The organism is Stenotrophomonas sp. YJH_SMC_37 (assembly GCF_059370035.1).
In genome coordinates this window covers 329,345-341,908 of the sequence record NZ_JCAFTG010000003.1, presented here as the reverse complement: position 1 = coordinate 341,908, position 12,564 = coordinate 329,345, and the positions used below count along the sequence as shown (strand labels likewise).

Genomic DNA, 12,564 nt, shown 5'->3' with positions numbered 1-12,564 from the left:
GCTGTCCCTGATCCAATCCAGGAGGCGGCTCAGGCGGGCGTGCTGCCTGAAGCCTTGTTGGCAAGCTTGGTGAGATTCTCAAAGAGCGTGCTGAAGAATGTCTGGATCTGCGTACTGCCCAGTGCGATCAGCACGCCCGCAATCACAGCGGCCAGCAGCCCGTACTCGAGCGCGGTGACACCATCTTCTTCCTTCAGGAACTTGCGGATCGATGCGTTCATGACGATTGTCTCCCTCTACCTGTCTGCTACAGGACACCTGTTGGGCGGTGGCCCGGCTCCGCCGGGATCGTCCGTGGACCTCCGCACGTCCTGGCGGAGGAGGCAAGGCGGGATGGACCCGCTGTGCTCAAGCAGGGTGATCGCTTCCAGGCGGGACGCCGTTCGCACAACCGCGACCGTGCGGCGCGGGGCCGGTGGTCGACGTGTCGAGCGATACGTGCATGGTCATGCTGTCCCCCTGGGTGCGGTCATTATCAAAGACCGGATCACCGTGTTATCGACTTTGCCTGAATGGCGGCCGGCTGCAACCGGAACCTATATGCAAATTCGGCAGAATCCCTTCGGTCCTTAATTTTTCACGCGGGTTCTGTGACGGAAATCCGTTCGCTCGCACAACGATTCATCGACGTGCAGATAATGTGATTTTGGTTTCAGTCGAATGCGAGAACTGTGCCAATCACGTCAGCATGATTTTCACGTCTGTATCCATCCTATTCAACGCGGGGCAGATGTTTACCCCGCTGAATTATCGGGCATACTCGTATTCAAGTACTCGCGTTTCTTTTGGGGTGCGTGCGTTGGCGGCGCGCATCCCGGTGATGGAAGAGATTCCATGAGAGGCGCGCGCCCTGTCAGGCAGTGGGGGCCGTATCGCACGACGGATAATCGGGGGACGACACTGTCATGGTCGATGGTGGGGTAGGAGACAGCGACGACAGCGGCCTGCGGTCGATCGACCTGGCGACGCTGAGCGGCGTGCTCCGTGTATGTGATGTTGAACTGCTACTGCTCGATGGCAATGGGCCACGGGCGGCCTTCGCTTCACGCGTGCACGAGGAGGCGTTGTTCTGCAGCATCAGCTGTGGATTCCATTGCCGTGGACGATTCATGCTGCCGCCGGACTGGGCGATGCTCGGCTATCTGCACGCCACCGATGAGACGCTGAGCTGGTGCCATGGTGTACCGCTTGCGGCGGGTATGGCGTTGACCGTGATGCCGGAGGGCATCAGCGAGTTCACCCTGAGCCCGGGCACGCACATGACGCTGATGCTGGTGCCGGCGGCGCGCGTGCAGCGCAAGCTGACCGAACTGAGCCTGCGCAGCACGCCACCGGCTGGGCAGGCACTCTCGTTGTTCAGCCTGGCCAACGAAGCAGCGCCGTTGGCGCGCCATTATCAGCAGCTGCACCTGCAGCTGGGGCAGGGTTCCGGCCTGCAGCCGGAAGAAGCCGAGCGGCTGCTGCATGAGCATGTGCAGGCACTGCTGGGCGCGGGTACCGCCGACCGCCCGGGCTGCAGCCGTGCGCGGCGCACACATTATCTGATTGCTCAGCGTGCCGAGAATTTCATGCGGCTCAACCTGCGCCGCAACATCTACATGAATGAAATCTGCGATGCCGCTGGCGTCAGCGAGCGCGGCCTGCGTTATGCATTCGAGGACCTGTTCGGCACTTCGCCGAACCGGTACCTCTCCATGCTGCGCCTGTGTGCCGCCTGCCGGAGCCTGTCGATGGCCGATTCCAGCCGCCGCTCGGTGAAGGCCATCGCGCTCAGCTGCGGGCTTTGGGACCTCTCGCGCTTCGCTGACAATTATCGCAAGGTATTCGGCGAACTGCCGCGCGATACCCTGATGCGCGCGCCCGCGCAGATCGGCCAGCCGGCCTGAGCCAAGGTCCCGCAAGGGTTTCCACGGCATTCATGCCGGAATTGCGCATCCGTTTGCCGATCATGCTGCCGCTTCTGCATAGACGGCTGCCGATTCCGGCCGTGGATTTGCCGGAATGCGCGATTGCCGTGCCGGATTGAAGTGCGCCACCGCCGTTGCAAACGCTGAAATGTCAGTCACCTGCCTAACGGCAAGTCCACTGACATTCCAGTTGTTCGCCTACGGGGGAAATGCTCATGAACCGCATCTACCGGCGTGTATGGAACCGCCAGCTCAATGCTCTGGTTGTGGCCTCGGAACTGGCCACCGGCGACAGCGGCGGCAGCGCCGCCCGCGATCCGCGCAGTGCACTGCTGATGCCGACCGCACTGGCCCTGGCCCTGCTGTGTGCGCTGGCCAGCGGGCATGCAGGCGCAACCGAATCCAATCAGTCGCTGCGCGACCTGCAGGCGCTCGCAGCCAAGTACGCGCAGCCGATGCCGGTCAAGGTCGACGCGGAAGTGGCGCTGGCTGCCGCATCGCGCCAGGCGCAGAGCAGTCCGGCGATCAGCGCTGACGCGCGTGTCGGCCTGCAGCTGAGTACGAACTCGCTGCCGATCGTACGCGACGTGCTGCCGGCCACCGTGCAGGTGAAGCTGGCGGCGAGCGCTGCGCCGAAGCAGGTCGCGGTTCCTGCGCTGGCTGCCGATGTCCGCGCCAATGTCGGGCTGGGTCATGCAGCGTCCCATGTGGCGAAGATTGATGCATCGCTGGCGGCCAACGTTGCGCCGTCCGCGCATGCGCCGCTCGGTGTGGCTGCGGATGCCCAGGCGAAGGCCGGCGTTGGCATCGCCGGTACCCAGGTGGCCTCGATCGATACCGGTGCCAAGGCGGCCGCCGCTGTTGCTGGCGCACCGGCTGGCTCGCTGTCCGGCCTCAAGGCGTCCGTTGACGGCAAGGTGGATTCGCAGCTGAAGCTGGCGGGCCACCAGATCGACGGCCAGGGGCAGGTCAAGGCGACGGCGGCGGTCACGCTGCCGGCCAAGGAGGAGCTGCCGGGCGAGACTCATGATCGTGCGATCACCGCGGCCTTCGATACCGGTGTTGCCGGCAACGTGCGCGTGCAGGCGCCGGGTGGCCACGAAGTCGTGGCCGACCGCAATCTGAAGCTGGCCGGCCAAGCGACCGTGGCGGCGCAGAACAGCGCGCTGGGCGTCGATGGCCTGGTGGGCGGCGTTGTCGGCGCGGCAGGCGGCGCCGTAGGTGGCGTGCTTGATGGCACCGTAGGCAACACGGTTGGTGCGGTCGGCGGCGCCTTGCACGGCACGGTTGGAACGGTAGGCGAAGCACTGGGCAGCACGCTCGATGGCACCGTTGGAACTGTCGGTAGCGCGGTGGGTGGTGCAGTGAACGGGGCTGTTGGCACGGTTGGCGCAGTTGGCGGCACCGTGGGTGGTGCACTCAACGGCACGGTCGGTTCGGTCGGCAGCACCGTCGGTGGCGCGCTCAACGATGCAGTTGGCACCGTCGGTGCCGTTGGCGGTGCCGTTGGCGGCACGCTCAACAGTACAGCGGGTGCAGTGGGCAGCACCGTCGGCGGTGTACTCAACGGCGCTACAGGTGGCAGCCTCGGCGGCCTGGGTGGCCTGCTGGGCGATACGCTGGGCAATGTCGGCAGCGCCGTAGGCAACCTGCTCAACGGCAACCTCAACGGCACCATCGGCAATCTCGGCAGTGCCGTAGGCGGGCTGGTCGGCGGCACGCTTGGCGGGCTCGGCCTGACCCAACCCTCGGCCATACCGCCCACCAGCCCAAAGGCGCCGGCGCCGGCCGACCCGAACGCGGGCCTGATCATCGGCACCGGTGGCCTGGTCGGCAATGTCGGCCAGCTCATCGGGCCGACCACCAGCAGCCTGTTCGGCGGCGACGGCTACCTGAGCAACGGCAATCTCAAGCTCAGCAACGCCAACGTGATGCAGACCTACTCGACGGTCAATGTGCTGGGCCTGCCGGTGGTCAACCTGTCGCCGGTCGGTAGCACCCTCAATGGCCTCGGCGGCGCCGTCACCGGCGGCAGCTCGCACCTGACGCTCATTGGCGGCGTTACCTCGGACAGTTACATCTACAACATCAACAACGGCAATCCGGGTGGCCTGCTCGGGCTGCTGCTGCCAACGGATTCGCCGGAATGGGCGGCGAAGTGCCTGGACATCGCGCTGGCCGACATCTCCTGCTGGGCCGTCAACGCGGCACAGGACTACCAGGTGCTGATGGGTGACGGCGCCTTCGCCAACGGTTCGAAGGAAGTGGTGATCGGCGCCAATGCACGGCACGAACTGCCCAGGGTCGATGCCAACGTTGCCTTCCCGGGCGATGGCGTGAACGATCCCACCAACCCGACCGGCGTCCCGACCGCAGACTACGCTGCGCGCATGGGCCATTCGGTGATCGTCGGTGACAGTGCCGTCGGTACCGCCAACGGCCAGACCCTGCTGGGTGCTGAAGCCACCTCCAACCAGGCGAACTCGGTCGCACTGGGCTACCGTTCGGCTGCACTGCGCGGCGCGCAGGCCAGCTACAGCGCTTATGGCCTCACTGCACCGCAGGTCTCGGCCGGCGAAGTATCGGTGGGCACCGCCGGTGGCGGCGAGCGCCAGATCACCAACGTGGCTGCCGGCAGCGTCAACACCGATGCGGTCAATGTGGCCCAGTTGAAGGGCGCCATCAGCCTGATCGATGATGTGGCGGCAGCTGCGGTGACCTACGATCTGGACGGTGCCGGCAACCCGAACTACCGTCGGGTGACGCTTGGCGCGGGCACTGGCACCACCACCATCGGCAACCTGGCCGGCGGCGCGGTCACCGCGGGCAGCCTGGAAGCAGTCAACGGTGGCCAACTGGCTGCGACCAACGCCGCCATCGCCAGCTTCTTCGGTGGCCGCGCCGCGTTCGATCCGGCCAGCGGTGCCTTCACTGCGCCGCTGTTCGAGATCAGCACGATCTCCACCACCGGCGCCATCGCCCAGGGCCTGTACACCAACGCCACCGATGCCTTCGCGGCGGTGGATGGTTCGCTGGTCAACCTCAACACGCAGATCACCGATATCCGCAACGGCGGTACCAAGTACCTGCGGGTGAACTCGACCGGTACCGAGGCCGTGGCCACCGGCGCCGACTCGATCGCGGTTGGTACCAATGCCCGCGCCACCGCCTCCAACAGCATCGCGGTGGGCGCCGGCAGCCTGGCTGACCGTCCCAACAGCGTATCCATCGGTGCCGCCGGTGCCGAGCGCCAGGTCACCAACATGGCGGCCGGTACCGCAGCGACCGATGCGGTCAACCTGGGCCAGCTGCAGGCCTCGGAGCAGGGCGCCCTGCGCTATGACCTCAACGGCGACGGCAGCGTCAACTACGCCAGTGCCACGCTGGGCCAGAGCGGCACCGCCACCACGCTGCGCAACCTGGGCCCGGGCCAGGTCAGTGCCACCAGCAGCGAGGCCATCAACGGTGCCCAGCTGTTTGCGGCCAACCAGGCCGTTGCCACCCACCTCGGAGGTGGCGCGGCGGTCAACGCCAGCGGCGTACTGACCGCGCCGACCTATTCGATCAATAACGTTGCCGCCAACGGCACGATCACCAAGGGCAACTACAACGACGTCGGTACCGCCTTCGACGCGGTCAGCAATTCACTGGCCAATGTGGCCGACCAGACCGGCGAGATCGACAAGCTGGCCGTGAAGTACGACGTCGACGGCAGCGGCAACGTGCTCAACAGCGTGACGCTGACGGGCACCGGCAGCGGTGCGGTGAAGATCACCAACGTCGCCGCCGGCAGCATCCTGGCCGGCAGCAGCGACGCCATCACCGGCGACCAGCTGTTCAGCACCCACAGCACCATCGCCAACTACTTCGGCGGCACCACTGCCTACAACGGCACCACCAACGCGTGGACCGCGCCGACGTTCAGCATCTCCAGCATCGCCACCGATGGCACCTTCAGCAGCGGCGATTACAACAACGTCACCGCCGCCTTCACTGCCGTCGATGGCTCGCTGAAGGTCCTCAACCAGCGCATCACCAACGGTGGCGGTGGCAGTGCCTACCTGGCGGTGAACTCGACGGCGGCCGCAGCCACCGCGGCCGGTGCGGAAGCGGTGGCGGTCGGCCCGCAGGCCAGTGCGGCCGGTGCCAACAGCGTGGCGGTCGGCAACGGCGCCAGCGCCAGTGCCGGCAACAGCGTGGCACTGGGTGCAGGTTCGGTGGCCAGCGTCGGTGCGCAGAGCGGCTATACCGGTGCCTACGGCCAGACCGGCGCCAGCAACTCGGCCGGTGAGGTCTCGGTCGGCAGTACTGGCAGCGAGCGCAAGATCACCCATGTCGCCGACGGCTCGGACACCTACGACGCGACCAATGTCGGCCAGCTGAAGAACGGCGTGAACTACGCCATCGACGAATCGAAGAAGTACACCGACCAGAAGATCCAGAACATCACCAACGTGGCCGGCAGCTTCCGCGCCAACAACACCAACAACCTGGCCGACCCGTCCGCCAGCGGTGCCAACTCGGCCGCCGGCGGTGCAGGCTCCACCGCCGCCGGTACCAACTCGACCGCGCTGGGCAATGGTTCACAGGCGCAGGCCGACAACTCGGTGGCATTGGGTGCGGGTTCGGTGGCGAACCGGGCCAACACGGTCTCGGTGGGTGCGAGCGGCGCCGAACGCCAGGTGGTCAACGTGGCTGACGGCTCGCAGGCCACCGACGCGGTCAACGTGCGCCAGCTGCAGGCCTCGCAGCAGGGTACGCTCCGCTACGACACCACGGTGAACGGTGCGACCAATTACAACAGCGTCACGCTGGGATCCACCGGCAGCGGCCCGACCACGGTGCGCAACGTTGCCGCTGGTACCGCCGGTACCGACGCGGTCAACGTGGATCAGCTGAAGTCGGGGATGGCGCAAACCCTGGACTGGTCCAAGGCCTACACCGACGAGCGCATGGGTGGCTTCGAGCGCGACCTGCGCAAGACCGACAACCGTGCTTCGGCCGGTATCGCCTCGGCGATGGCCACCGCGGCGCTGCCGCAGCCCAGCGAGGCGGGCCGCAGCATGGCCTCGATCGCGGCTGGCAGCTACAACGGCGAATCGGGCGTGGCGCTGGGCATCTCCGGTGTCTCCGAAGGCGGTCGCTGGATCTACAAGTTCAGCGGTTCGACCAACAGCCGTGGCGAGGCCGGCGTGGCCGTCGGTGCCGGCATCCAGTGGTGATCCCCGCCGCCGGGCCGCACGCGCGGCCCGGCATCGCGGAAACGTCTACAGGGGGAATGACATGAAACAGCATCGTATCGCCCGCGCCGGCCAACATGCCGCTACGCTGGGCCTGATCCTGGGGATGGGCCTGCTGGCCGCCTGCCGCAGCCATGCGCCGGCCACCGACGGTCCTGCCGAAGCCACCGCCGTGCAGTTCCCGGAGGCGTCGAAGGCTTCGTTGAAGGAGGGCATCTATCCCGACGTCGCCGACCTGCGCCGCTTCGCGCCGGGCATGAGCAAGCGGCAGTTGTACACGCTGCTGGGCACGCCGCATTTCAATGAAGGCATGTGGGGCGTGCGCGAGTGGAACTACCTGTTCAACTTCCGCACCGCGCAGGGCGCGGAGTACTTCACCTGCCAGTTCCAGGTCCGCTTTGACAGCAAGGGCATTGCCCAGGCGGGGTACTGGAAGCCGGAATCGTGCGCGGCCGTGCTGGAGCCGCCGCGGCCACCGGCCCCGCCGGCACCGGCACCGGCACCGCTGCCAGAACAGCCGCTGCGGCTGTCTGCCGACGCGCTGTTCGGCTTCGACAGCGCTGTACTCAGCGCCGAGGGCCAGCAGGCGGTGCAGGGCATCCTGGCGCAGGTGCGTGAAGCCGCACAGGTGCAGTCGATCCGGGTGACCGGCTACACCGACCGTATCGGCAGTGCCAGCTACAACCAGACCCTGTCGCAGCGCCGCGCCGAGGCCGTGCGCAGCGCGCTGGTGCAGGGCGGCGTGCCTGCAGCCAGCATCAGCGCCGAAGGACGCGGCGCGGCCGAGCCGATCGTGCAGTGCGAGCAGCGCAATCGGCGCGAGCTGATCGCCTGCCTGGCGCCAAACCGTCGCGTGCAGATCGCCGGAGTGGCACAGCCGCGCTGAAATTCCCTCACCGGGGCCAGGCCCCGGTCCCGAGTCCCCCCTGACCGCCGGCAGGCGTGGCAACGTCTCCCCCGTCGTCCACGCCTGCCTGCGGCTCAGGTTTTCTAACGGTGCACGCGATGAACGCTCAATTCCTGCCTCTTTCCATGAAGACGGAAACCACACTCAGCGTGTACGGCCAGCTCGGCAACCATGCCGTGGTACGCATTCCCGGCCGGCGCCTGCCAGGCCTGATCCTGCAGGCCGATACCGTGGCCGGGTTCCTTGCCCAGCTGCAGGAAGCCCAGGCCTGCCTGCGCAGCGGCCGCGCGCAGCGTACCGATGCGGAGCTGGACATGCTGATCGACGTGCTACAGCAGTGGTATGCGCTGATCGAATCGCGCCTGGCCGACGCCGGCGAGGCACTGTAGAAGAAAAAGGGGACGGAGGGGATTAAGTCGTTCCCGGCACGGCAGGGACATGGACGACTTAATCCCCTCCGTCCCCTTTTCTGTGTCATGCGCGTGCGCGGATCAACCAGCAGGCAGCACCCACGCGGACCCGATCGCCCTCGATGAATGGTGTGAATGCTGCCAGCGCCTGGTCGCGCAGCCCGGCGGCCTCCGCTTCGGGCAGCGCCCGCAGCGCCTGGCCCACCGGGCCCAGCTGGCCGACGTAGGTCGGCAGCTCATCGCGTGCGATCGAACACGGAAGGTCCACCGCAACCACCTCCACATCCTTCCAGCCGGCAGCCTGCAACAGGCGCTGCACGCGTTGGCCATCTGCGAAGGCGAACTGTCCCGGGGCACCGGGTGCGCGCGGCGGAAGCTCAAGCGCATCGCCGATCGCGCGCTCGGCCGTGGTCATGAATGGATTCTCGTCAGCGCTGCGCCAGGCAATGAAACGCAGGCCGGCACCGGGCCGCGTGGCGCGGTGCAGGTTGGCGAAGGCCGCACCGGTATCCTCGAAGAACATCACGCCCAACCGAGATTGGATCCAGTCGAAGTGCGCGGTGGGCAACGGATGCTGCTGTGCGTCGGCGACGATGAAGTCTGCGTCCAGCCCTGCCGCCTCGGCGCGTTGACGGGCCAGCGCCAGCATCGGCGCGGAGATGTCCAGGCCGGTGCAGTGCGCCGACGGGCGTGCGGCGGCTGATGCCAGCAGGCTGGCCCCGGTACCGCAGCCGATGTCGAGCAGTTGCGTGACGGTTTCCGGAAGTTCGGCCACGAGCAGGTCGGCCATCGGCTGGAACAGGCCATCGAGAAGGGCCTGCTGCGCAACCCAGACCTGGCCGCCAGGGCCGTTCCACAGGGCGTTCTGATCAAGGGGGGGGGTGCTGGCCATGGCCTTGCCTCGGTGGGTAGTTGCCCATAGGTTGGCGCTTGAAGGTCACTTGAGGTCAAGCCCGTGCGCGAACTGGATATTGGCGAGGTGGTCAAGCGCAGCGGCGTGCCGGCCTCGACCCTGCGCTACTACGAACAACTTGGGCTGCTGCAGGCACTGGGCCGTCGCGGCCTGCGCCGGCAGTACGACGAGCAGGTGCTGGAACGGCTCGCGTTGATCGGCCTCGGCCAGGCGGCCGGTCTGTCGCTGCAGCAGATCGGGGCATCGCTGCCACTGCAGCGCGGGTGCATCTCCCTGGATCGGGAGGCCCTGCTGGCGCAGGCCGATGTGCTGCAGCGGCAGATCACCCGGCTGCAACGGGTGCGCCGGCACCTGCAACGCGCGGCGGCCTGCCCGCAGGCGGAGGACGCCCGGAAGTGCGGTTCGTTCCAGAAACTGCTGCGTGCGCAGCAGCGCATGGCGGGTCGGTGAGAGATGCATCCACGCATGGCGTGGATCTACTTCACCACGACCTCGGTAGATCCACGCCATGCGTGGATGGAATCAATCGCGGGTACTGACTTCCCAGGTGGCATGCAGCACGCCCGGCACGTGCTCCATCCGCGCCAGCACCACGTCCAGCTCATCGGCACTCACCGCCGTACTGACCAGCACCGCGATCACATCGGTAGGCGCGTCGGCATGCTCGACCAGCTGCACATCACCGACCGGATACTGCGCTGCTTCCAGCGCGTCGACCAACCGCTCGCGCACGCGCGGCACGGCTTCGGCATCCACGCTCAGGCGCACTTCGTAGGTCGCCTCGGTGGCGGCCTCATTGATCGGAATGCGGTTGATCGCATTCACCAGCGGCCGCAGCAGGGTGTTTCCGGCGATGATCAGCACGGTCAGCAGCACGCCTTCGGCCAGCATGTCCGCGCCGGTGCAGCTGCCCACCGCCGCAGAGCACCACAGGGTGGCGGCGGTGTTCAGGCCGCGCACGTTCATGCCTTCCTTCATGATCACGCCGGCGCCGAGGAAGCCGACGCCGGAGACCACGTAGGAGATCACCCGCACCGCCTCGGCACTGCCGGCGATGAGCATGCCCAGGTCGACGAAGGCAGCGGCGCCGACGGCCACCAGCACATTGGTGCGCAGGCCGGCGGTGCGTTGCCGGTACTGGCGCTCGGCGCCGATCAGCGTGCCCAGCACGAAGGCGGCCAGCAGGCTGACCACGGTGTCGGCGAAGGGACCGGCCTGGAAGGTCTCAATGAAGCGCATGGCCGGAGTCTACCCGGTCGAGGTGACAGTAGATCCACGCCATGCGTGGATTTCCAGCGGTCCACGCCACGCGTGGTTAGTCAGCGTGCCAGAAACGACTTAATCCCCTCCGTCCCCTTTTTGCGGGGTCAGTCGGTGTCCTCGACGCGCTCGCCCATCAGCTCGCGCTGGCGCTTGTCCAGTTCCTCGGCGTAGCGCTTGCGCACGAAGGCTTCGGAGACGACGCCCAGCACCTGGCCGTCGGCGCCGACCACCGCCAGTTCGTCGGCCTGGGTCTGGTCGAAACGCTGCATCACGCTGACCACGTCCGCGGCCGGTGACAGTGAAACGTCACGGTTCTCGGCCAGCTCGCCGATCATGGTCTCCGGCTTCACGCCATCGCCGTAGACCCGTGGAATCTGCACGATGCCAGCGTAGTGGCCCTCGCTGTCGATCAGGATCACCCGGGTGCCCGAGCCCAGCGGGAAGCGCTGGCGGAACGCGGCGGCATCGAGATCGGCCGGGGCGGTCGCCACGCCCTTGCGCATCAGCCGGCCGGCGTTGAGGTTCTGCACCCAGCCCACGTCGCGGGCGCTCTTGATGGTCTCGCCGCGCAGGTGCATGCGCCAGGTCGAGAACGAGTAGCCGAACCACTGCCGCACCAGCGTGCTGGACACCAGTACCGCGCTCATCACCACGCTGGTCAGCAGGAAATCGTGCGTGCCTTCCAGCACCAGCATGGCCATGGTCATCGGCGCGCCAACGACGGCAGCAGCCAGCGCGGCCATGCCGGCCAGCGCGGCCGAGGTGGCGTCGATCACCGGAACGCCGGTGGCCATGCCCAGCAGTCCGGCGAACAGCGCGCCGACCAGGGTGCCCATGAACAGCGAGGCGAAGAACAGTCCGCCACGGAAGCCGAAGCCCAGCGAGATGCCCGAGGCCAGGCACTTCAGGGTCAGCAGGCCGCCGATCCAGATCAACGGCAGGTGGGTAGTCAGGTCCAGGTGCAGCGCGCCATGGCCGGACGACAGCACCTGCGGGCTGGCCAGTGCCAGTGGAATCAGCAGCAGCCCACCCACCACCGGCCGTCCCCACGCGGGCAGGGGGCTGCGCTTGACCGTGCCTTCGATTGAGGCGATCAGGCGCATGATGGCGATGCCGACCATCGCGCAGCAGCAGCCCAGCAGGCCGTAGATCGCGTAGTCGGCGGCGCGCACGTCGATGGTCGAGGCCGCTGGCAGTAGATAGGCTTCGATGCCGGCCTGGTCGGCCACGAACGCGCCGGCCAGCGCTGCGACGGCCACCGGTGCCAGCGCAGCGGGGGTGTAGGCGCCGATGACGATCTCGAAGGCGTAGAACGCACCGGCCAGCGGCGCACCAAACGCAGCGGCGATGGCACCGGCGGCACCGGCGCCGACCAGGATGCGCACGTCATTGCGGCGCAGGCGCATCACCCGGCCCAGCTGCGAACCACTGCCGGCGCCCATCTGCGTATACGAAGCCTCCAGACCCACCGAGGCGCCGCAGCCGTTGGACAGCAGGGTCTGGGTCAGCACGATCAGGTTGTCGCGCATCGACATGCGGCCGCCGTGCAGCGCATTGGCTTCCACCGCATCGAGCAGGGGCCGCTTGAGCCGGGTCGCGGCCAGGCTGACCAGGCCGACCAGCAGGCCACCCAGCGGCAGCACCAGCAGCGCGGTCCATGTCAGCGAGGGCAGGGAGCTCAGGCGCATACCGTCGTCCAGGCCATACAGCGTGCCCTGCAGCCAGCGCGCGATGCCCGACTGCAGCAGGGTCAGGTAGCCGGCGATCAGGCCGACCAGCAGGGCAAGCGCGATGAACCACAGGTCGCTGCCGCGCAGCCGCAGGCGCAGGCCCTGGAAGGCCAGATGCAGGCGCGATGGCGAAACGGGCGAAGACATGGTGGCGGCATGATACGCCGCCACCGTGAGCGCCACCGTCACCGCAT

The 12,564-nt window shown here is 67.4% G+C and carries 9 protein-coding genes; 5 read left to right on the top strand and 4 right to left on the bottom strand.

Going from position 1 to position 12,564, the window contains the following annotated elements; genetic code table 11:
* Nucleotides 1-29 precede the first annotated feature (29 nt).
* Nucleotides 30-221 (bottom strand): Flp family type IVb pilin, encoded by a 192-nt coding sequence (locus AC5P8J_RS06245; RefSeq protein WP_021204284.1) that lies wholly within the window; start codon nt 219-221, stop codon nt 30-32.
* A 684-nt stretch (nt 222-905) separates the two neighbouring features.
* On the opposite strand from AC5P8J_RS06245, the gene AC5P8J_RS06240 reads away from it, so the two are divergent.
* The 4 genes from AC5P8J_RS06240 to AC5P8J_RS06225 all read left to right on the top strand — a co-directional run bounded on the left by AC5P8J_RS06240 (nt 906) and on the right by AC5P8J_RS06225 (nt 8,443).
* The gene (locus AC5P8J_RS06240; protein ID WP_021204283.1) at nt 906-1,886 is read left to right on the top strand and encodes an AraC family transcriptional regulator; all 981 of its coding nucleotides are present in this window, start codon (nt 906-908) and stop codon (nt 1,884-1,886) included.
* A 236-nt stretch (nt 1,887-2,122) separates the two neighbouring features.
* Nucleotides 2,123-7,129 carry a YadA-like family protein gene (locus AC5P8J_RS06235; protein WP_495216702.1) on the top strand — a complete coding sequence of 1,669 codons (5,007 nt, stop codon included), beginning with the start codon at nt 2,123-2,125 and terminating at the stop codon, nt 7,127-7,129.
* 61 nt (nt 7,130-7,190) lie between these two features.
* Nucleotides 7,191-8,033, top strand: a complete 843-nt coding sequence (locus AC5P8J_RS06230) for an OmpA family protein (RefSeq protein WP_227853813.1) — start codon at nt 7,191-7,193, stop codon at nt 8,031-8,033.
* A gap of 119 nt (nt 8,034-8,152) precedes the next feature.
* Nucleotides 8,153-8,443, top strand: a complete 291-nt coding sequence (locus AC5P8J_RS06225) for a DUF6959 family protein (protein WP_019659952.1) — start codon at nt 8,153-8,155, stop codon at nt 8,441-8,443.
* Between the two features lie 85 nt (nt 8,444-8,528).
* Here AC5P8J_RS06225 and AC5P8J_RS06220 read toward each other — a convergent pair whose 3' ends face one another.
* Nucleotides 8,529-9,356, bottom strand: a complete 828-nt coding sequence (locus AC5P8J_RS06220; protein ID WP_021204280.1) for a class I SAM-dependent methyltransferase — start codon at nt 9,354-9,356, stop codon at nt 8,529-8,531.
* Between the two features lie 63 nt (nt 9,357-9,419).
* On the opposite strand from AC5P8J_RS06220, the gene AC5P8J_RS06215 reads away from it, so the two are divergent.
* Nucleotides 9,420-9,827, top strand: a complete 408-nt coding sequence (locus AC5P8J_RS06215; protein ID WP_019659950.1) for a MerR family transcriptional regulator — start codon at nt 9,420-9,422, stop codon at nt 9,825-9,827.
* Between the two features lie 72 nt (nt 9,828-9,899).
* Here the strand turns inward: AC5P8J_RS06215 and AC5P8J_RS06210 are convergent, their stop codons facing one another.
* Together AC5P8J_RS06210 and AC5P8J_RS06205 are read right to left on the bottom strand one after the other, a co-directional pair.
* On the bottom strand, nt 9,900-10,616 hold the full coding sequence (locus tag AC5P8J_RS06210) for an MgtC/SapB family protein (RefSeq protein WP_494539930.1): 717 nt from the start codon (nt 10,614-10,616) through the stop codon (nt 9,900-9,902).
* A gap of 128 nt (nt 10,617-10,744) precedes the next feature.
* Nucleotides 10,745-12,517, bottom strand: coding sequence for a chloride channel protein (locus tag AC5P8J_RS06205; protein WP_494539929.1), 1,773 nt, complete (start codon nt 12,515-12,517; stop codon nt 10,745-10,747).
* Nucleotides 12,518-12,564 lie beyond the last annotated feature (47 nt).

Coding starts and splice junctions, on each gene's coding strand:
- AC5P8J_RS06245 (WP_021204284.1), bottom strand. CDS start 221: ATGAACGCATCGATCCGCAAGTTCCTGAAGGAAGAAGATGGTGTCACC.
- AC5P8J_RS06240 (WP_021204283.1), top strand. CDS start 906: ATGGTCGATGGTGGGGTAGGAGACAGCGACGACAGCGGCCTGCGGTCG.
- AC5P8J_RS06235 (WP_495216702.1), top strand. CDS start 2,123: ATGAACCGCATCTACCGGCGTGTATGGAACCGCCAGCTCAATGCTCTG.
- AC5P8J_RS06230 (WP_227853813.1), top strand. CDS start 7,191: ATGAAACAGCATCGTATCGCCCGCGCCGGCCAACATGCCGCTACGCTG.
- AC5P8J_RS06225 (WP_019659952.1), top strand. CDS start 8,153: ATGAACGCTCAATTCCTGCCTCTTTCCATGAAGACGGAAACCACACTC.
- AC5P8J_RS06220 (WP_021204280.1), bottom strand. CDS start 9,356: ATGGCCAGCACCCCCCCCCTTGATCAGAACGCCCTGTGGAACGGCCCT.
- AC5P8J_RS06210 (WP_494539930.1), bottom strand. CDS start 10,616: ATGCGCTTCATTGAGACCTTCCAGGCCGGTCCCTTCGCCGACACCGTG.
- AC5P8J_RS06205 (WP_494539929.1), bottom strand. CDS start 12,517: ATGTCTTCGCCCGTTTCGCCATCGCGCCTGCATCTGGCCTTCCAGGGC.